The organism is Escherichia sp. GZ89, assembly GCF_019366485.1.
GTDB lineage: Bacteria > Pseudomonadota > Gammaproteobacteria > Enterobacterales > Enterobacteriaceae > Escherichia > Escherichia fergusonii.
This window is the reverse complement of record NZ_JAEOHX010000010.1, coordinates 121,117-140,533: the sequence shown is the minus strand read 5'-3', so window position 1 is coordinate 140,533 and position 19,417 is coordinate 121,117. Positions and strand designations below refer to the sequence as shown.

At 50.5% G+C, this 19,417-nt stretch carries 16 protein-coding genes, 1 tRNA gene and 2 pseudogenes; 16 read left to right on the top strand and 3 right to left on the bottom strand.

Annotation, left to right across the window (positions count from 1 at the left end):
- Positions 1-8 precede the first annotated feature (8 nt).
- The 4 genes and pseudogenes from K0335_RS16635 to K0335_RS16620 all read left to right on the top strand — a co-directional run bounded on the left by K0335_RS16635 (position 9) and on the right by K0335_RS16620 (position 3,550).
- Positions 9-749, top strand: a complete 741-nt coding sequence (locus K0335_RS16635) for an SDR family NAD(P)-dependent oxidoreductase (RefSeq protein ID WP_104919536.1) — start codon at positions 9-11, stop codon at positions 747-749.
- A gap of 9 nt (positions 750-758) precedes the next feature.
- Complete coding sequence (locus K0335_RS16630; protein WP_104919535.1) at positions 759-1,691, top strand: PDR/VanB family oxidoreductase; 933 nt, start codon at positions 759-761, stop codon at positions 1,689-1,691.
- A gap of 10 nt (positions 1,692-1,701) precedes the next feature.
- Complete coding sequence (locus K0335_RS16625) at positions 1,702-2,202, top strand: flavin reductase (protein ID WP_001053375.1); 501 nt, start codon at positions 1,702-1,704, stop codon at positions 2,200-2,202.
- A 20-nt stretch (positions 2,203-2,222) separates the two neighbouring features.
- Positions 2,223-3,550, top strand: a pseudogene (locus K0335_RS16620) (MFS transporter).
- 156 nt (positions 3,551-3,706) lie between these two features.
- On the opposite strand, the gene K0335_RS16615 reads toward K0335_RS16620, so the two are convergent.
- Together K0335_RS16615 and K0335_RS16610 are read right to left on the bottom strand one after the other, a co-directional pair.
- Positions 3,707-3,781, bottom strand: a tRNA-Arg gene (locus tag K0335_RS16615).
- Positions 3,782-3,856: 75 nt separating this feature from the next.
- Positions 3,857-4,798: a formate/nitrite transporter family protein gene (locus K0335_RS16610; RefSeq protein ID WP_219393935.1), complete on the bottom strand. Its 942-nt coding sequence runs from the start codon at positions 4,796-4,798 to the stop codon at positions 3,857-3,859.
- A 288-nt stretch (positions 4,799-5,086) separates the two neighbouring features.
- Between K0335_RS16610 and mlaA the strand changes: the two genes are divergently transcribed.
- Positions 5,087-5,842 carry a phospholipid-binding lipoprotein MlaA gene (mlaA, locus tag K0335_RS16605; RefSeq protein WP_000776793.1) on the top strand — a complete coding sequence of 252 codons (756 nt, stop codon included), beginning with the start codon at positions 5,087-5,089 and terminating at the stop codon, positions 5,840-5,842.
- A 79-nt stretch (positions 5,843-5,921) separates the two neighbouring features.
- On the opposite strand, the gene fadL is transcribed toward mlaA, so the two are convergent.
- Complete coding sequence (fadL, locus tag K0335_RS16600) at positions 5,922-7,268, bottom strand: long-chain fatty acid transporter FadL (protein ID WP_104919534.1); 1,347 nt, start codon at positions 7,266-7,268, stop codon at positions 5,922-5,924.
- A 372-nt stretch (positions 7,269-7,640) separates the two neighbouring features.
- On the opposite strand from fadL, the gene K0335_RS16595 reads away from it, so the two are divergent.
- The 11 genes and pseudogenes from K0335_RS16595 (at position 7,641) to K0335_RS16545 (ending at position 19,410) form a co-directional block, all read left to right on the top strand.
- Entirely contained in the window at positions 7,641-7,925 is a 285-nt protein-coding gene (locus K0335_RS16595) for a YfcZ/YiiS family protein (RefSeq protein WP_000030907.1), read from the top strand.
- Between the two features lie 338 nt (positions 7,926-8,263).
- Positions 8,264-9,574 carry an acetyl-CoA C-acyltransferase FadI gene (gene fadI / locus K0335_RS16590; RefSeq protein ID WP_000531982.1) on the top strand — a complete coding sequence of 437 codons (1,311 nt, stop codon included), beginning with the start codon at positions 8,264-8,266 and terminating at the stop codon, positions 9,572-9,574.
- Complete coding sequence (gene fadJ, locus K0335_RS16585; protein ID WP_104919532.1) at positions 9,574-11,718, top strand: fatty acid oxidation complex subunit alpha FadJ; 2,145 nt, start codon at positions 9,574-9,576, stop codon at positions 11,716-11,718. Before fadI ends, fadJ begins: the two co-directional genes overlap by 1 nt.
- Positions 11,719-11,923: 205 nt before the next feature.
- Positions 11,924-12,409 (top strand): phosphohistidine phosphatase SixA, encoded by a 486-nt coding sequence (gene sixA, locus K0335_RS16580; RefSeq protein ID WP_001195809.1) that lies wholly within the window; start codon positions 11,924-11,926, stop codon positions 12,407-12,409.
- Positions 12,410-12,977: 568 nt separating this feature from the next.
- A complete protein-coding gene (locus tag K0335_RS16575; protein WP_000032647.1) occupies positions 12,978-13,538 on the top strand; it encodes a fimbrial protein in 561 nt (186 codons plus the stop codon).
- Between the two features lie 86 nt (positions 13,539-13,624).
- Positions 13,625-16,260, top strand: a pseudogene (locus K0335_RS16570) (fimbrial biogenesis outer membrane usher protein).
- 19 nt (positions 16,261-16,279) lie between these two features.
- A complete protein-coding gene (locus K0335_RS16565; RefSeq protein WP_000288455.1) occupies positions 16,280-17,032 on the top strand; it encodes a fimbria/pilus periplasmic chaperone in 753 nt (250 codons plus the stop codon).
- Positions 17,033-17,047: 15 nt separating this feature from the next.
- Positions 17,048-17,563 (top strand): fimbrial protein, encoded by a 516-nt coding sequence (locus K0335_RS16560; RefSeq protein ID WP_104919531.1) that lies wholly within the window; start codon positions 17,048-17,050, stop codon positions 17,561-17,563.
- Positions 17,560-18,048 carry a fimbrial protein gene (locus tag K0335_RS16555; RefSeq protein WP_219393934.1) on the top strand — a complete coding sequence of 163 codons (489 nt, stop codon included), beginning with the start codon at positions 17,560-17,562 and terminating at the stop codon, positions 18,046-18,048. Before K0335_RS16560 ends, K0335_RS16555 begins: the two co-directional genes overlap by 4 nt.
- On the top strand, positions 18,045-18,584 hold the full coding sequence (locus K0335_RS16550) for a fimbrial protein (RefSeq protein WP_000846257.1): 540 nt from the start codon (positions 18,045-18,047) through the stop codon (positions 18,582-18,584). The genes K0335_RS16555 and K0335_RS16550 overlap by 4 nt, the downstream gene beginning before the upstream one ends.
- A 1-nt stretch (position 18,585) precedes the next feature.
- A complete protein-coding gene (locus tag K0335_RS16545; protein ID WP_000736185.1) occupies positions 18,586-19,410 on the top strand; it encodes a StfH/YfcO family fimbrial adhesin in 825 nt (274 codons plus the stop codon).
- The last annotated feature ends 7 nt before the right edge of the window (positions 19,411-19,417 follow it).

The following is a 19,417-nucleotide window of genomic DNA, read 5'->3' as shown; positions in this document are numbered from 1 at the left end:
AGTGCGTTATGACGAAAACCGTATTAGTCACCGGCGCGGCCGCCGGGCTGGGCAACGTCATCGCCACGCATCTGTTGTCGCAGGGGTATCAGGTGGTGCTCTCGGACGTGAGCCTGTCGCGCGCGCAACAGGCGGCGGACAAACTTGATAACGGCGCAGGTCACGTGCTGGCGCTGGAACTGGATATCCGCCAGCCGCAGGCGTTTGAGCAGGCGCTAAAGGCGATTGAAACCCGCTTCGGCAGCCTGGAGGTGCTGGTGAACAATGCCGCGCTGACCCTGGCGACACCGGTGATGGAGATTGACGTTGAAGAGTTTGACCGGGTGATCTCCACCAATCTACGCGGCACGTTCGTTGGCTGCCAGACGATTGGGCGCTATTTCGCCAAAAAAGGCTACGGGCGAATTATCAATCTGGCGTCGCTGGCCGGACAGAACGGTGGCACGGCCTCCGGGGCGCACTATGCCGCGTCGAAAGGCGGCATCCTGACGCTGACCAAAATCTTCGCCCGCGAGCTGGGGAAATCCGGCGTAACGGTGAATGCCATCGCGCCGGGGCCGATGGATCTCCCGTCCGTTCACGCGCTGGTGCCGGAAGAGAAAATGGCCGGGCTGTTACAGATGATCCCGGTGGGTAAGTTGGGCGATGCCGAATTTGTCGCTCAGGCCGTGGCACTGCTGGCTTCACCGCAGGCGGCGTTTGTCACCGGGGCGACCTGGGACATCAACGGCGGTCTGTTCATGCGTTAAGGAGTCGCCATGCTGACACTGCATATTATTAAGCGCGAGCTTCAGGGGGATGTCGTCCTGCTGACGCTTGCCGACGCAACCGGCGCTGAACTGCCTGCGTTCACCGCCGGGGCGCACGTCGACCTGCATCTGACTGACGATCTGGTGCGCCCGTATTCGCTCTGCGGCGATCCGGCAGATCGCCACTGCTATCAACTGGGCATCCTCAAAGATAGCCAGTCGAAAGGCGGATCGCTGGCGGCACACGCGCTTCAGGAAGGCGAATCGGTAACGGTGAGCCTGCCGCGCAATCTGTTTGCCCTTGATGCGCGCGCGGCGCACAGCCTGCTGATCGGCGGCGGGATTGGTATCACGCCGATGCTGGCGATGGCGGCGGAGCTGCACGCCGCCGGGCGCGCGTTTTCGCTGCATTACTGCGCCCGTTCGCGTCCGCAGGCGGCGTTTGTTGCCGAACTGGAAAAAGCGCCGTGGGCGGATCGCGTATGGCTGCATTTCAGTGAGGAACAACGCATTGATTTGCCCGCGGTACTGAGTGATGTACCGGCTAACACCCATATCTATGTTTGTGGCCCCACGCGGCTGATGGAGGCGGTGAGCGAGCAGGCAAACGCCGCCGGTTATGCGGCTGAAAACGTCCATCAGGAGTGCTTTAGCGCGGAAGTTGAAGTGAGCGGAAAGGCGTTTGACGTGGTGGCAGCAACCAGTGGGATTACCGTGCGGGTGCTGGAAAATCAGACCATTGTTGAGGCGCTGGCGCAGGCCGGGTTGAAGGTGTGCGTCTCCTGTAAGCAGGGGATTTGCGGCAGTTGCCTGACGGATGTGATTGAGGGCGAGCCGGATCACCGCGACAGCTATCTGACAGACGAGGAGAAAGCCAATGGCGACCAGATCCTGCTCTGTTGTTCCCGGGCGAAAAGTGCCCGTCTGATTATCGATCTCTGAGGATTTCAGCATGAATTTGCAGACCGAGTTTCGTAATGCAATGGCGCAACTGGGCAGCGCGGTGTCGGTGATCACCACCGATGGCCCGGCGGGGAAATTTGGCTTTACCGCCTCTGCCGTGTGCAGCGTCACGGATCAACCACCGACCCTGCTGGTGTGTATGAACCGCAACTCTTTTGCCAACGGGCACTTCAAGCAAAACGGCGCGCTATGCGTGAACGTGCTTTCCGGCGCGCATCAGGAGTTATCGGGCATTTTCGCCAATGCAACCCTGCGTTCCGAAGAGCGTTTCGCTTACGACCGCTGGCAGGTGATGGCGAGCGGCGCGCCGGTACTCAGTTCCGCCGTCGCCAGCTTCGACTGCGTGATTGACGACTGCCATGAAGTGGGCAGCCACACGGTATTTTATTGCCAGGTGCAGGCGATTCGCATCAGCGAGCAGCCGCGCGGGCTGGTCTATTTTAACCGTCGTTACCATACGGTAGGCGGCGATATTGAGGTGAAAGCCTAACCCATTGAGGAGCCTGGCTTATGAGCAATACCGAAGCAGCACCGCACGACCCAAAGCAAATGCGTAAACTGGTGATCGCCTCCGTTCTGGGCAATGCGCTGGAATGGTATGACTTCTTTCTCTATGGCACGGCGGCGGCGTTAGTCTTCGGCCCGCTCTTTTTCCCGGTCGGCGGCGACCCGCTACAGGGCACATTACTGGCATTTTCCGGCTTTGCGGTCGGTTTTCTGGCGCGCCCGCTGGGCGGCATTGTCTTTGGTCACTTAGGCGATCGCTACAGCCGTAAGATGACGTTAATCATGACGTTAACGCTGATGGGCGCGACAACCTTCGTCATCGGCCTGTTGCCGGTTTACAGCCAGATTGGCATCTGGGCGCCGATTTGTCTGATCACACTGCGTTTTTTACAAGGCGTGGCCTCGGGCGGCGAGTGGGGCGGCGGCGTGTTGATGCTGAGTGAAAACGCCCCGGCATCCAGGCGTGGCTTCTTTACTGCCTGGAGCCAGATGGGCGTTTCCGGCGGCTTTGTGCTCTCGGCGTTTGCTTTTTACCTGGTGCAGAAGTTGCCGGAATCCGACTTTATGACCTGGGGCTGGCGCGTGCCGTTCCTGCTGAGCCTGCTGATTTTCCTGGTTGGTGTGTATATTCGCAAAAACATCCGCGAAAGCGAGGCTTTCCAGCAGGCGAAGCCGGAAGACAAACATGAAAAAATACCGTTGCTGGTGCTGCTGCGCGAACATCCGAAAGCGCTGATGCAGGCGATTGCCCTGCGTCTGCCGGAGAACGGCGCATCCTATATTTTCTTCACCTTCTCGGTGGTGTACGCCAAACATATTGGTATATCAACGAGCATTATTATCAGCGCGGTGACGCTGGCGATGCTGATTGAGTTTTTCTCGATCCTGTTCTGGGGTGCGCTCTCCGATCGCATCGGCCTGAAACGCGTCTATTACATCGGCGTGATTGGCCTGCTGGTGATGGCTTTCCCGTTCTTCTGGCTGGTTTCGACCGGTGAATACAGCTGGATTATGCTGGCGATGTTCCTTGGTCTTCCGGTGTGTCACGGGGCGATGATTGGCACGCAGCCGTGCATTATGAGTGATTTGTTCCCGGTGCGCGTGCGCTACTCCGGCCTGGCGCTGGGCATGAAGTGGGATCTATCTTCTCCGGCGGTCTCGGGCCGATGCTCGCTGTCGCACTGTTAATCGAATTTGACTCCGCCTGGCCAGTATCGCTGCTGCTGATTGTCTATGCGCTACTGGCGTGGATTGCGTTATTAAGCCTGCCTTCGCAGGAGACGCCTGTCCTGAGCAAACCGGGAAACCCCATGCCTTACAATGAAATCTAAATATTGCCAGTAAGGTAATAGACGTCATGCTTAGCCATTGAGTGAAACAGACAGTGGAGTAACAGTTAAAATAGTGGGTAAACTTTTTTATCCGCTATTTATCTGTCTTACTGAATTTTTATGAAAGGCTTGAAATTCAGGCGAGGGAGAGGTTCATGGCGTCCCCTGCAGGAATCGAACCTGCAATTAGCCCTTAGGAGGGGCTCGTTATATCCATTTAACTAAGGGGACAAAGCGGCACGAGTATAACGGTTTTTAAACTATCTGATAAGAGCAGGGCCGCCCGACTGCTCAAACAGTCATCACTCAGGCCTCTTTTTCCGAATTTTGTTGTTTTTTATCTTCGCGTTCTGCCTGTAAGCGAAGTTCCTCTTTGCGTGTGTTACTCATGTCGTTACGAATTTGCGCGTGACTCATCAGAGCAAAAATAAATGTGCCCCCACATATATTGCCAGCAAGTGTTGGCAGGGCGAATGGCCAGATAAAATCACTCCAGTGCAAAGTGCCATTAAACACCAGATAAAGAATCTCTACTGAACCTACAACAATATGCGTGGTATCACCTAACGCGATAAGCCACGTCATTAAAATAATGACCACTATTTTGGCTGCGCCAGCTGCCGGAAACATCCATACCATGGTGGCAATCAGCCAGCCGGAGATGATGGCATTGGCAAACATTTCTGTAGGCGTATTTTTCATGACATCCATACCGATTTTGACGAAGGCATCACGCGTTTCTTCATCAAAAATTGGCATATATTCAAACGCCCATGCAGCAATGCCTGTGCCAATAATATTTCCCAGTAATACCACGCTCCACAGGCGCATCAGTAAACCAAAATTGCCCGGCGTAGGCTTTTGCATTACGGGTAATACCGCGGTAACGGTATTTTCAGTAAATAACTGCTGGCGCGCCATAATGACAATAATAAAACCAAAGGTATAACCAAGATTTTCCAGTAAAAAACTGCCAGGAATACCATCCAGTTGAACGTGGAAGATACCTTTCGCCAGTAAAGACGCTCCCATCGACAGCCCCGCCGCAATCGCGGACCAGAGTAATGCCATCGCATCGCGTTCCAGTTCTTTTTCACCATCCTGACGAATATGCTCATGGATCGCCATGGCCCTTGACGGAAGGCGATCTTCATCGACTTCTATTTTTTTTCCACTGGCCTTTTCTTCACTTTCAACTTCAAGCTCATCGCTATGATGATCGATTTTACCGCTATCAAGTTTGTCCATGCGTTTTACTCATAATTAGCACGTATAGCTAAAGCGTAGCGGTTTTTATTTGCCAGAGAGTGGGAGATTTTCCTAAATCGCAAAAAGGGTAACGTTTGTTTTTTGCTGTTCCGTTAGAATGCTGTACCGCATGAACACTGTTCCCAGGCTATGATCACATCAGTTAGCCTGGCAATATAGACATCATTCGACGTGCTGTTAAAATTCCTCACACCTTAACAGGCGGATACGGTATCGTTCCGTCATGGATGGCAAACAGCAAAAGCCATAATTAACAGGGAGACATCTATGAAGCTTCGCCTGTCGGCGCTTGCATTGGGAACCACGCTTCTGGTGGGGTGTGCGAGTTCCGGTACTGAACAACAAGGGCGCTCGGATCCATTAGAAGGATTCAACCGCACCATGTACAACTTCAACTTCAATGTGTTGGATCCGTATGTCGTTCGACCGGTAGCTGTTGCCTGGCGTGACTACGTTCCACAGCCAGCGCGAAATGGTTTGAGTAACTTTACTGGCAACCTGGAAGAACCTGCGGTGATGGTGAACTATTTCCTGCAGGGAGATCCTTATCAGGGGATGGTGCATTTCACCCGCTTTTTCCTCAATACCTTATTAGGGATGGGCGGATTTATTGACGTTGCAGGCATGGCGAACCCGAAATTGCAGCGTGTTGAACCGCATCGTTTCGGCAGTACGCTGGGCCACTATGGCGTAGGCTACGGGCCTTATATGCAACTTCCTTTCTACGGCAGCTTCACTCTGCGTGAAGATGGCGGTGATATGGTTGATACCCTCTATCCGGTGCTTTCATGGCTAACCTGGCCGTTATCGGTGGGTAAATGGACAATTGAAGGGATCGAAACTCGTGCGCAACTGCTCGATTCTGACGGTCTGCTTCGTCAGTCTTCTGATCCTTATATTATGGTGCGTGAGGCGTACTTCCAGCGTCATGACTTTATCGCGAATGGCGGAGAGTTGAAACCTGAGGAAAATCCAAACGCCCAGGCAATTCAGGATGATTTAAAAGAAATTGATTCTGAATAACGTATAAAGCAGAAATAAAAAAGGTGAGTCGCAAAACTCACCTTTTTTCATGATATCGACCCATTCCTGAATAGCGTTATTAGAACGCGTAATTAAAGTTGGTGCCGAATAGCCACGCTTTACCTTCAGACTCAAAGGAATAAGCTGCCGCGCCTTCACCTTCGGTGAATTTCACTTTTTGTCCGTGCATATAAGATGCGCCAACGTCAATGGAAGCATCTTCATTAAATGCATAGGTTAACCCAGCACTTAACCACAAACGATCCTGGTCAGGAATGGAGATAGAGCGTTTATCTGCCGGAACCGGGCTATCGTCATAGGCGATACCAGTACGGAAGGTCCAGTTTTTATCGTAGTAGTAGGTTGTACCCAACGCGATACGATATGCGTCCCGGAACCCTTCATCTTTATAGAACAGAGTCTGACCATTATCGCCTTTCGCTTTCAGCTCCTGGAACTGGCTCCAGCTGGTATAGGCCATGCTGTAGTGAATTGCCCATTGCGGTGCGACGCGGTTATACCCAGAAATCTCCCACATTTCAGGCAAATTCAGAGTCAAAGAACCGTTCTGAGTTGCTCCCATGGTGCCATAGGGCATGGATAAGCCAAGATTAGCGAAAATGCTATTCAGATTTGGGTTAATAGAACTTTTGTAATCCCCTTCGAAGTCGATTTTAACTTCTGAACGGTATGTCAGGCCCCAACGATTATCTTTATCCAGTTCATAAAGAATACCGGCGTTCCAGCCAAAGCCCCATTCGTCACCTTTCAGATGAGCAATTTGAGAATCCGGGGTATTAATACCATTGGTTAACGAAGCGGGCACCCCCGCGGCAATCAACTGTTGAGACAACAATGGTCCCAGCGAACCGGCGTAGCGCTCAATTTTTGCTTTGGCATAAACAGCATCAAAACCAAGACCAAAGCTCCAGTTGTTATTCAGACGGTAAGCACCACTGAGGTTAAAGTTAATGGTTTGCAGATCAGTTTTACCACCGTAAATACCTGCGGAATAGCTGTCGGTAAATTCCGTAGCCAGACCGTAGTTGGACGTTATTGAAGCCCCCCAACCAAACTGATCGTTAATCGGCGCGACAAAGTGCAGGTTAGGAACCCACGCAGTTGGGGCGATATTTTTGGCGTTTGCACTCTGGCCGGTTAAATCAGAACGTCCGGTAATGTCTACATCGGGATCAATATAAACCGCACCGGCTGAAAATGTCGGACGATCAAACATGGTAATTAATGCCGGGTTACGACTGACGTTTCCTGCGTCATCGGCGATAGCGCCTTCACCCGAATAGGCCCGACCAAGGCCAGAGGAAGAAAATTCGTTTAACTGAAAGCCTGCTGACCAGGCCTGGGTGGAGATAAGTGCCACTGCGACTGCGAGAGCAGACTTTGTAAACAGGGTTTTCTGGCTCATGACCATAACCTCAAAAAATTTATTTTTATACAAACTATGTTACGTGCCGTAACAGGAGCGCGAAGTGTAGGGTCTGAGGTACGACTTAGAAATCAGACCAGTGGCGAGAGTATAGGTCGGACCAGCTGGAATGTTGCAAGTATGTTTATGAGATTTTTCAAAAGTGATCTAAGAAACGAGATCCAGCTGGCAAAAATGTGGGGTTGCGCACTCACCCTGTTGAATGAAATTTGTTTTAGATCATTTTTAATTGTGATTTCGGTCACTTATCCGATTTTACATAATTCTCGACTGGAGCACCGTTTTTCAGCGGAGTAAAATATTCCGAACATTTATCTGGCACCCTGGGTGCAAATACAGAGGAAATCTACAATGAGTAAATGCAGTGCTGATGAAACCCCGGTTTGCTGCTGTATGGATGTTGGCACCATCATGGACAACTCCGATTGCACCGCGTCATACAGCCGTGTGTTCGCTACCCGTGAAGAAGCAGAAGAAATGCTGGCGTCGCTGAGCGAGAAAGCACGTAGTGTTGAATCTGATCCGTGCAAAATTGTTCCAACCTTCACTGAAGAGTCTGATGGCGTGCGTCTGGACGTCGATTTTGTCTTCGCCTGCGAAGCTGAAATGCTGATCTTCCAGTTAGGGTTACGTTAATCCCTTCCTGTTAACGCCCCTGCCGTTTACTGCGGTAGAGGCGTTTTCTTTTGTCTCCATACTTCAATTTGCATGTGCTGCGTCTGCGGGTTATTCGGCCCCTTTATGGGCCTCACTCCTTACGGGGCAATCCATGCGGATTTGTCGCTTACCCCAGTCACTTACTTCTGTATGCTCCAGGGAATTCACTCGTATGTCGACTTCCTGTTTAGCTCATGTCTTCTTCCTCTGTGTCCTGGCTCTCAATTTCATTTATCTTCGCTTGGCTAAATGTAAAAAATTAGTTAAGACTATGATCAGGTCCGACCACTTAATTGTAATTTTTACAGGGGATTGTTATGGGGCAGGTTTTACCGCTGGTCACCCGCCAGGGCGATCGTATCGCCATTGTTAGTGGATTACGTACGCCATTCGCGCGTCAGGCGACAGCTTTTCATGGCATTCCCGCTGTTGATCTGGGAAAAATGGTGGTAAGTGAACTACTTGCTCGTAGTGAAATTCCTCCTGCTGCGATTGAACAACTGGTGTTTGGTCAGGTGGTACAAATGCCGGAAGCCCCCAACATCGCACGTGAAATTGTGTTGGGCACAGGGATGAGTGTTCATACCGATGCATACAGCGTCAGCCGCGCTTGCGCGACCAGCTTCCAGGCGGTGGCAAATGTTGCTGAAAGCCTGATGGCAGGAACCATACGTGCAGGTATCGCCGGAGGAGCTGACTCTTCTTCAGTATTGCCTATTGGCGTCAGCAAAAAGCTGGCGCGGGTATTAGTTGATGTTAATAAAGCCAGAACGCTGGGCCAGCGGCTGAAATTATTTTCTCGTCTGCGTCTTCACGACTTATTGCCTGTACCGCCTGCGGTTGCCGAATACTCCACTGGCTTACGCATGGGCGATACCGCTGAGCAAATGGCAAAAACTTATGGCATTACCCGTGAACAGCAGGATGCATTGGCACATCGTTCGCATCAACGAGCAGCTCAAGCGTGGAGCGAAGGCAAACTGACGAATGAGGTGATGACAGCTTATGTTCCGCCTTATAAAGCGCCATTGAGTGAAGATAACAATATTCGCGGTAATTCCACACTTGCCGATTATGCCCGCTTGCGCCCGGCATTTGACCGTAAGCATGGCACGGTAACCGCAGCGAACAGTACGCCACTGACGGATGGCGCAGCTGCAGTCATTATGATGACAGAAAGCCGGGCAAAAGAACTTGGACTAACACCGTTGGGATATTTACGCAGCTATGCTTTTACAGCCATTGATGTCTGGCAGGACATGTTGCTCGGCCCGGCATGGTCGACACCACTGGCACTGGATCGTGCAGGACTGACACTGGCAGATCTTACACTGATTGATATGCATGAAGCCTTTGCAGCGCAGACGTTGGCCAATGTTCAGTTGCTCGGTAGTGAACGTTTCGCCCGCGATGTGTTGGGGCGCGCTCATGCGACAGGAGAGGTCGATGACAGTAAATTTAATGTGCTGGGGGGCTCCATCGCTTATGGTCATCCTTTTGCCGCTACCGGCGCACGAATGATTACACAAACGCTCCATGAACTTCGTCGTCGGGGCGGCGGTTTCGGGTTGGTGACAGCCTGTGCTGCTGGTGGTTTAGGCGCAGCAATGGTTCTGGAGGCGGAATAATGGACATGACATCAGCATTTACTCTTAATGTACGCCTGGACCACATTGCTGTGGTAACTATTGACGTTCCCGGCGAAAAGATGAACACCCTCAAGGCTGAGTTTGCCGCTCAGGTCCGCGCCATCCTGAAAGAAATACGCGAAAACAAAGAGATTCGCGGTGTTGTCTTTATCTCTGCTAAAGCAGATAACTTTATCGCTGGTGCAGATATCAACATGATTGATCACTGCAACGCCGCCATGGAAGCCGAAACCCTGGCACGCCAGGGGCAACAGTTAATGGCAGAAATCCATGCTCTGCCTGTACCGGTGATTGCCGCCATACATGGGGCTTGTTTAGGTGGTGGACTGGAACTGGCTCTGGCCTGCCATGGACGTATTTGTACTGATGATCCAAAAACCATTCTGGGATTACCGGAGGTACAACTTGGCCTGTTACCCGGCTCAGGAGGAACTCAACGCCTGCCTCGCCTGGTGGGGTTAAGTACTGCTTTGGATATGATTCTGACGGGCAAGCAGTTGCGTCCCGGACAGGCACTAAAATCAGGGCTGGTGGATGAAATTGTTCCCCAATCCATTTTATTGCAGGCGGCTGTGGAACGCGCGAAACAGGAAAGGCAAACACCGCGTTCTTTACCTGTACGGGAGCGTATTCTTGCCGGGCCGCTCGGGCGTTCGCTTCTGTTTCGCTTTGTCAGTAAAAAAACAGACCAGAAAACACAGGGTAATTATCCTGCTACCACTCGCATTCTCGACGTCATCGAAACAGGTCTGTCACAAGGTAGCAGTAGCGGATATGACGCAGAAGCCAGAGCATTTGGTGAGCTGGCGATGACATCGCAATCCCAGTCGCTACGGAATATTTTCTTTGCCAGTACCGAAGTAAAAAAAGATCCAGGAAGTACGGCGCAACCTGGTACTTTAGACAGTATTGGTATTCTGGGTGGTGGCCTGATGGGGGGCGGTATCGCCTTTGTAACGGCCTGTAAAGCGGGTTTACCCGTACGGATTAAAGACATTAATCCCCAGGGTATTAATAATGCGCTGAAATACAGTTGGCAACTGCTGGATGCCAGAGTGCGTCGTCGGCATATAAAGGCTGGTGAGCAGGCCAGGCAATTAGCGAAAATCTCCGGTACAACCGATTATCAAGGCTTTGCACATCGGGATGTCGTTATCGAAGCGGTATTTGAAGATTTATCGTTAAAACAGCAGATGGTGGCTGAGGTTGAGAAAAATTGTGGTTTACACACCATTTTTGCCTCAAATACTTCATCTATACCAATAAGCGATATCGCAGCTCATGCAACAAGGCCTGAACAAGTTATCGGTTTACACTTTTTTAGCCCGGTTGAGAAAATGCCACTGGTGGAAGTTATTCCTCATGCTGCAACGTCTGAGAAGACGATTGCCACTATTGTGAAGCTGGCAAAGAAACAGGGGAAAACACCGATTGTTGTTCAGGATAAATCCGGATTCTATGTAAATCGTATTCTTGCACCTTATATCAATGAGGCTATCCGACTATTAACCGAAGGTGAAAAGGTTGAGACTATAGATACCGCGCTGGTTGAATTCGGTTTCCCTGTCGGGCCAATCCAACTTTTGGATGAGGTCGGAATTGATACAGGTACTAAAATAATACCTGTGCTTGAGGCGGCATATGGAGAACGTTTTAGCGCCCCTGCAAATGTTGTTTCTTCAATTTTGAATGATGATCGCAAAGGCAGAAAAAATGGTCGTGGCTTCTATCTTTATGGAGCGAAAGGGCGTAAAAGCAAAAAACAGGTTGACCCTGAAATTTATAAGATTATTGCCGTACAAGGGCAGAGTAAGTTATCTGCTCAACAGATAACTGAACGCTGCGTCATGCTCATGCTTAACGAAGCTGCGCGTTGTTACAGAGAAGGCGTTATCCGTCATGCTCGTGATGGGGATATCGGTGCGGTATTTGGCATCGGTTTTCCTCCATTTCTCGGGGGGCCATTCCGTTATATGGACTCGCTGGGGGCTTCAGAAGTTGTCGCTGTGCTGCAACGGTTAACGTCATTGTATGGTTCTCGCTTCACACCATGTGAGCAGTTGCTCCAAATGGCGGAACGTGGTGAAAGTTTCTGGAAAACAAGTGCAACGGATCGTCATTAACAGGGTCAAAGTTTAAGGTTATCCACACTGAATGCCTGGGGTGTGGTCAGTAAGTGAACAACTATTGACTATACTTACGCCATTGAGGTAAAAAACAGCGTTTCATTCGGTGAATGGATAAGGCACAATGCCGACCACCGCATTACTGCAGCCCCCAGGGAGCAGCAGTACTGTGGGTGATTCTGGTTAACAAAAGCGGTGCAATATGCAAGTTTTTATCATGCGTCACGGCGACGCAGCCCTCGATGCCGCCAGTGATTCGGTTCGTCCTTTAACCAGTAATGGTTGTGACGATTCCCGCCTGATGGCGAACTGGCTGAAAGGTCAAAAAGTGGAAATTGAACGTGTTCTGGTGAGCCCGTTCCTACGAGCCGAACAAACACTGGATGTGGTAGGTGAGTGTATGAGTCTGCCTGGCAGTGTTGATGTTTTGCCGGAGTTAACGCCCTGCGGCGATGTTGGGCTGGTCAGCGCGTATTTGCAGGCGCTGGCCAATGAAGGTATCGCATCGGCGTTGATTATTTCTCACTTGCCTTTAGTGGGGTATCTGGTTTCTGAGCTGTGCCCTGGCGAAACGCCGCCGATGTTTACCACCTCAGCCATTGCCAGCGTTACGCTTGATGAAAGCGGAAAAGGTACGTTCAACTGGCAAATGAGCCCGTGTAATCTGAAAATGGCGAAAGCTATCTGATTAGTTCAAAAAGCCCGATAACTTTAATTGATCGGGCTTTTTATTGAGTATTTCTTCTAATGGCTGAATTATACCCTAAATATCCAAGTTGCAGGAACGCAGACTCAGCATATGCAGCTTGTAGTATGACGAGTATAAATAAAGATATTTTTGTGTCTTGATAATATATTATCATTACCTTGATGGTGATGTCTTTTGAAAAATTAATTTTCAATCGTCATTTTTGTAATTGAATAATTTTTGTGCAAGTTATTCATTGGTAAAATGCAAAATGCTTTTTGACTCAGAATATCTTTTTTTTGAAAGATTTATCTTCAGGATATATACCTTTGTTCAATGTATTAAGGTTGACTACATCTGACCTTTAGTACAATTCAATTGAATACTGATGGCGAAATCATCAGCATTGTCGCCACACCAAAGAATATTCTTTCTTGCAACCTATTTCATATTCGTTCAGATAGTCTATTCGATGGCTGGGTATTAACTCGTGATGAATTTATATATTGATTGGCCTAATAAATCATGATGTTTATATCACTTATTTAATATAATTTAAGGACAAATAATGAGTAAGTTCGCTAAAACTGCCGTTGCAGCCGCAATGGTAATGGGCGTAGTTGTCTCCGCGTCAGCCTTTGCTGCAGGCAACAACGGTACTGCACGTTTCTATGGCACCATTGAAGACTCTCCGTGCTCTATCGTTCCAGACGATCACAAACTGGAAGTGGATTTAGGCAACATTGGTGCAGAAGTACTGAAAAACAACGGGACTACCACGCCGAAAGACTTTCAGATTCGTTTGCAGGACTGCGTATTTGATACCCAAACAACCATGGAAACGACGTTCACCGGTAACGTTTCTACGGGAAACGAGAATTACTACACCATTTTTAATACCGATACAGGTGCTGCGTTTAACAATGTAAGCCTGGCGATTGGTGATAAGCAAGGTACTTCCTATAAAAGCGGTGTTGGCATTGAACAGCCGATCGTAAATGACTCAGTAACCAATAAAGGCAAACCTAAACAGACTCTGAACTTCAAAGCCTGGTTAGTCGGTGCGGCTGGTACGCCTGACCTGGGTGGTTTTGAAGCGAATACCACCTTCCAGATTACCTATCTCTAAGGTAATTCACCCCCATAGCATCGCGCTATGGGGGATTTTGGAACGAGTTTTTGGACTTATTATAATAATCACGGATGGATACGTGTATGCCTGACCATTCCCTTTTCCGCTTACGGGCGCTTCCCTGGTGCGTTGCCGTGGCCATCTCTGGATGCCATATCAATGCTTGGGCTGATGAAGATATTCAGTTTGATTCCCGTTTTCTGGAATTAAAAGGCGACACGAAAATCGATTTAAAACGCTTTTCAAGCCAGGGTTATGTTGAGCCAGGTAAATACAGTTTACAGGTTGAGGTCAATAAACAGCCGTTACCCGGTGAATATGATATTTACTGGTATGCAACAGAAAATGACGCCAATAAGACTTATGCCTGTCTGTCGCCAGACCTGGCGGCACAGCTTGGTTTTAAAGAAGACATTGCGAACAATTTGCAATGGGTTCTCGACGGTAAATGCCTCAAGCCAGGCCAACTTGACGGTCTGGAAATGCGCGCTGATTTAAGCCAGTCCGCACTCCTTATCACCTTACCGCAGGCTTATCTTGAATACAGCGATGTCGACTGGGACCCTCCCTCGCGCTGGGATGATGGCATCTCAGGTTTAATTGCCGATTACAGCATCAATGCCCAAACCCGACATGAAGAAAATAGCGGTGATGACAGCAACGATATCAGCGGCAACGGTACGGTTGGCGTTAACCTCGGGCCGTGGCGCTTGCGAGCCGACTGGCAGAGCGATTATCAGCATACCCGCAGTAATGATAAAGAGACGGAAGACAGCACCGAAAGAAACTGGGACTGGAGCCGTTACTATGCCTGGCGCGCGTTACCGAGCCTGAAAGCCAAACTGGCACTTGGTGAAGATTACCTCGATTCCGATATTTTCGATGGCTTTAACTACATCGGCGGTAGTATCAGTACTGACGATCAAATGCTGCCGCCGAATCTGCGCGGCTATGCTCCAGATATTTCCGGCGTGGCCCATACGGCGGCGAAAGTCACCGTTAGCCAGGCCGGGCGTATAATTTATGAAACCCAGGTGCCAGCCGGGCCATTCCGTATCCAGGATCTTGCCGATTTTAGCTCTGGTACGCTGCATGTGCGCATTGAAGAGGCGAACGGTCAGGTGCAGGAGTATGACATCAGCACTGCCTCCATGCCGTTCCTGACTCGCCCGGGCCAGGTGCGCTACAAAATTATGATGGGGCGACCACAGGAGTGGGGGCACCATGTGCAAGGCGGGTTCTTTTCCGGTGGCGAAGCGTCCTGGGGGATAGCAAACGGCTGGTCACTGTATGGCGGGGCGCTTGGCGATGAAAATTACCAGTCAGCTGCGCTTGGGATTGGTCGCGATCTCTCCATTTTCGGTGCGATGGCCTTTGATATCACCCACTCGCATACCCGACTTGACGATTCGACCGCTTACGGAAAAAGCACGCTCGACGGTAACTCTTTCAGAGTCAGTTATTCCAAAGATTTTGATGAACTCAACAGCCGCGTCACCTTCGCCGGATACCGCTTCTCGGAAGAGAACTATATGACCATGAGTGAGTATCTGGACGCGAATGACAGCGTAATGGTCCGCTCAGGCAATGATAAAGAGATGTACACCGCCACCTATAACCAGAACTTTAGAGATGCCGGTGTTTCTGTTTACCTGAACTATACGCGTCACACCTACTGGGATCGTGAGGAACAGACCAACTACAACGTAATGCTCTCCCACTATTTCAATATGGGCGGCATTCGTAACATGAGTATCTCTCTGACCGGTTATCGCTATGAGTATGACAACAGCGCCGATAAAGGTGTCTATATCTCCTTAAGTATGCCGTGGGGTGATAGCAGTACGGTGAGTTACAACGGTAACTACGGTAGCGGTCCTGACAGCAGCCAGGTGGGGTATTTCAGCCGTATAGACGACGCCAGTCATTATCAGATAAACGTTGGCAACAGTGAAAATCACTCCAGCGTGGATGGTTATTACAGCCGTGACGGTTCAATGGCCCATGTGGACCTCAGTGCCAACTACCATGAAGGGCAGTACACCTCTGCCGGGTTGTCGCTACAGGGCGGCGCCACGCTCACAGCTCACGGTGGTGCGTTGCACCGAACTCAAATATGGGCGGTACGCGATTACTGATTGACGCTGACGGTGTCGCCGACGTACCGGTCGAAGGGAATGGCGCAGCGGTTTATACCAATATGTTTGGCAAAGCCGTCGTTGCCGACGTCAATAACTACTACCGTAACCAGGCCACTATTGACCTGACCAGACTGCCAGATGACGCTGAAGCCACGCAGTCTGTCGTGCAGGCGACACTTACCGAAGGCGCCATTGGCTACCGTCAATTTGCGGTCATCAGTGGGCAAAAGGCGATGGCTGTCCTGCGCATGAGTGATGGCAGTTACCCGCCATTTGGTGCGGAAGTGAGAAACGAACATGACCAGCAGGTCGGCCTGGTTGATGATGACGGCAACGTCTATCTGGCCGGGGTAAAAGCTGGCGAACACATGCGTGTCTCATGGAATGGCGAACCCCACTGTGAGATCTCACTGCCAGACCCGCTACCTGCCGACCTGTTCAATGGCCTGTTACTGCCGTGCAAGCAACAAGGCGCTGTGCTGCCTGCGGCTCCGGTAGAGATTAAACCGATGATTCAGGAACAAACGCAGCAGGTCACACCTGGCGCGGAACCCATGGCTATTTCAGCAAACCAATAACGTGATTAAGGATTGATCCATGTATACATTGACTCGCTCTGCAAAAAGAGTTGCCCCTGCGCTGGCGCTGCTGGTGGCGGCCGCCAGTTTTACCACCCACGCATCGGTGACACCCGACCGTACACGCCTGGTCTTCAATGAAGGCGACAAATCTATCAGCGTCACGTTGCGCAATAATGACCCGAAGCAGCCCTACCTGGCGCAAAGCTGGATGGAGGACGAAAAGGGCAACAAAATCAGCTCGCCACTTACGGTACTGCCGCCGGTACAGCGTATTGATGCGATGATGAATGGTCAGGTAAAAGTCCAGGGAATGCCGGATATCAACAAGTTACCGGCCGATCGTGAGAGCATGTTCTACTTTAACGTGCGTGAAATCCCGCCAAAATCGAACAAACCTAATACGCTGCAAATTGCCCTGCAAACGCGTATCAAATTGTTCTGGCGACCCAAGGCACTGGCAAAAATTGACATGAGGGAGCCGTGGCAGCACAAGGTGACGTTAACCCGCAATGGACAGGCGTTCACCGTCAATAACCCCACGCCCTATTACGTGATTATCAGCAATGCCAGCACACAGAAAAATGGTAATCCGGCAGCCGGGTTTACGCCGCTGGTCATGCCGCCGAAATCGTCCGCACCGTTGAATGTGAAGATGGACACTGTGCCGGTGCTGACTTACGTCAACGACTACGGCGCGCGATTGTCGCTGAACTTTAAATGCAATGGCAATAATTGCCAGGTGGATGCAGAGCAAAGCCGCAAAGGCTGATGCCGGGAGAGTCTTATGAAATACACGTTTCTGGTGGGAACGGGCATTTTTCTCCTGAGCGGCTGGCTGATGGGGAGCCTTGCCGTGGCAGGGGAAAGTAGACCGGTGCTATTGACGTTGCACGTTTTGGTGGATGGGCCACCGCCCTGTTCCGTGAAGGGGAGCAATGTGCAATTTGGCGATGTCTACATTAGCAAAATCAATGGCACGAATTACCGCACCACGGAGCCGCTTTATACCCTGAACTGTGCTAACAGGGCGGTGGGTGTTGATGATCTGCGGTTGCAGCTTAAAGGCACCACTACCGTTATTAACGGGGAAACTGTCATTGCGACGGAAATACCCGGCCTGGGCATTCGCATTGAAAACGGTGCCGATAACTCTTTATTTAGAGTGGGTGAAGGTAACTGGTCTGATTTTAATGTTAACCAGTTGCCCAATCTCAAAGCGGTGCCGGTAAAACAGAGTGGAGCGCAGCTTACGCCAGCGGAATTTAACGCCAGTATGACGATGGTGGTGGATTACCAATGAAAAAACGCTTGTTCTTTTTACTCTGCACCTGCGGTGGTGTTGCGCTGGCGGCTGACGATGACATCACTTTTCACGGTACGCTGGTGGCACCGCCTGTCTGTACTATCAGCGGGGGAAAGACCCTCGAGGTGGAATTTCGCGATCTCATCATCGACAGTATCAACGGGGACAATGGCCGCAAGGAAGTGAAATATGACCTGAGCTGTGACTCCGAAATACGCGATCCCGACTGGATTATGACGCTCACCTGGACGGGGACGCAGACCGCCTACAATGACTCGGCTATCGAAACAGACATTCCCGGCTTTGGTATTGAGCTTCAACACGATGGTCAGCCTTTTAAACTGAATACTCCGCTTACCATTAACGCCACTGATTTTACCCAAAAGCCGAAACTGGAGGCCGTGCCAGTGAAGTCAGTCGATGCGGTGCTGAGCGATACCACGTTTTCAGCCTATGCAACATTGCGGGTGGATTATCAATGAAAACAGAACGCATTTATTCGCTCGGCTATGGGCTGTTAGCGGGACTGTTGTTGACCGGCAGCACGCGTATCCTGGCCGTGGACAACAACCTGCATTTTTACGGCAACTTACTCAGCCGCTCTTGTACGCTGGTGGTTGAGAGCGGAAATCTGGCCGAAGTCCATTTTCCAACTATCAGTCGTAAGGATCTCATGGTTGCGGGGGAGTCTGCGCACATTCCGGTGGTGTTTAAGCTGAAAGATTGTAAGGGGCCTGCGAGTTATCAGGTCCAGGTGACTCTTACCGGTACGGAAGACAGTGAGCAGCCCGGCTTCCTGGCGCTGGATACCACATCAACCGCGCAGGGTGTCGGGATTGGGATGGAAACGACTGACGGGGTACGGGTGGCGATTAACAACCCAACCGGGGTGAAATTCACGCTTAGCGATGGCAGCAATGACATTAATTTCAGGGCCTGGTTACAGGCGAAAAGCGGTCGGGAAGTGACGATGGGTGAATTTACCGCCTCCTTAACCGCAACCTTTGAGTATATTTAAGATGAAAAAATTGCGCTTACTCTTTTATTATCTGCTGGTAATGTTCCCGCTGTCTTACGGAAAGGCTGCTGAGTTCTATCCAGTAAAAATTTATTACGCAGAATACGGCTGGAATTCGCAACTGGAGCTTTACCTGGATGTTGCTACAGCAAATGGCGTTTATTATGGTGTTTATTACCAGGATGGTGGCTCTGCGCGAACGGAGGAGGTGCCTAATCGTTCTTGGTCGGGGACCGACAGTTCTACTACTGCGCCACATATCTACTTGAATCATACAAGTAGTGCTAATGACTCACTCTGTCCTGGTTTGCCGCAAGGGTGGCGTTGTGCAGAGCAGCCGTTGAAGATTACTGTTGATGGCTCCGTCGGGGGGTGCCCCTGGATTGTTGCTGTGAGAGCACACAATTGGTCGAATGCGGTATCGGTGGAATATTACGGTCCGCAGACCGTGATTTCAAGTTGCCCTCCTGTTCCACTGGAACCTTATGATATTTCATGGAACGAGAGCACTGTTGTTCATAATAAATTGCTTTCGCTAAAATCCACAGGAAGCGTAATTGAGACAACGCTTTCCACCTATTTGATGGAAAGCGGAAAACTGTGTGATGGCAGTAAGATGGATGAACGGGGAGCCTATTGCCGTTTTGTGTCACAGATGATCAGCTTTACCTCGTCTGGCTGTGATAATGCCAAAGTGACCGTTGCGCCAACCCGGCATCCGATTACGGATAAACAGCTTCATGACATGCTGGTACGCGTAGACACAACATCTGAACAACCCATCGATTCTACCTGTCGATTCCAGTATGTGTTGAATATGTTGTAACATTATT

Excerpts from the sequence above, each read along its gene's own strand:
- K0335_RS16565 (WP_000288455.1), top strand. The coding sequence starts at position 16,280 with ATGTATACATTGACTCGCTCTGCAAAAAGAGTTGCCCCTGCGCTGGCG.
- K0335_RS16610 (WP_219393935.1), bottom strand. The coding sequence starts at position 4,798 with ATGGACAAACTTGATAGCGGTAAAATCGATCATCATAGCGATGAGCTT.
- K0335_RS16635 (WP_104919536.1), top strand. The coding sequence starts at position 9 with ATGACGAAAACCGTATTAGTCACCGGCGCGGCCGCCGGGCTGGGCAAC.
- mlaA (WP_000776793.1), top strand. The coding sequence starts at position 5,087 with ATGAAGCTTCGCCTGTCGGCGCTTGCATTGGGAACCACGCTTCTGGTG.
- K0335_RS16545 (WP_000736185.1), top strand. The coding sequence starts at position 18,586 with ATGAAAAAATTGCGCTTACTCTTTTATTATCTGCTGGTAATGTTCCCG.
- K0335_RS16630 (WP_104919535.1), top strand. The coding sequence starts at position 759 with ATGCTGACACTGCATATTATTAAGCGCGAGCTTCAGGGGGATGTCGTC.
- fadI (WP_000531982.1), top strand. The coding sequence starts at position 8,264 with ATGGGGCAGGTTTTACCGCTGGTCACCCGCCAGGGCGATCGTATCGCC.
- K0335_RS16555 (WP_219393934.1), top strand. The coding sequence starts at position 17,560 with ATGAAAAAACGCTTGTTCTTTTTACTCTGCACCTGCGGTGGTGTTGCG.
- K0335_RS16560 (WP_104919531.1), top strand. The coding sequence starts at position 17,048 with ATGAAATACACGTTTCTGGTGGGAACGGGCATTTTTCTCCTGAGCGGC.
- K0335_RS16550 (WP_000846257.1), top strand. The coding sequence starts at position 18,045 with ATGAAAACAGAACGCATTTATTCGCTCGGCTATGGGCTGTTAGCGGGA.
- fadJ (WP_104919532.1), top strand. The coding sequence starts at position 9,574 with ATGGACATGACATCAGCATTTACTCTTAATGTACGCCTGGACCACATT.
- K0335_RS16575 (WP_000032647.1), top strand. The coding sequence starts at position 12,978 with ATGAGTAAGTTCGCTAAAACTGCCGTTGCAGCCGCAATGGTAATGGGC.
- K0335_RS16595 (WP_000030907.1), top strand. The coding sequence starts at position 7,641 with ATGAGTAAATGCAGTGCTGATGAAACCCCGGTTTGCTGCTGTATGGAT.
- sixA (WP_001195809.1), top strand. The coding sequence starts at position 11,924 with ATGCAAGTTTTTATCATGCGTCACGGCGACGCAGCCCTCGATGCCGCC.
- K0335_RS16625 (WP_001053375.1), top strand. The coding sequence starts at position 1,702 with ATGAATTTGCAGACCGAGTTTCGTAATGCAATGGCGCAACTGGGCAGC.
- fadL (WP_104919534.1), bottom strand. The coding sequence starts at position 7,268 with ATGAGCCAGAAAACCCTGTTTACAAAGTCTGCTCTCGCAGTCGCAGTG.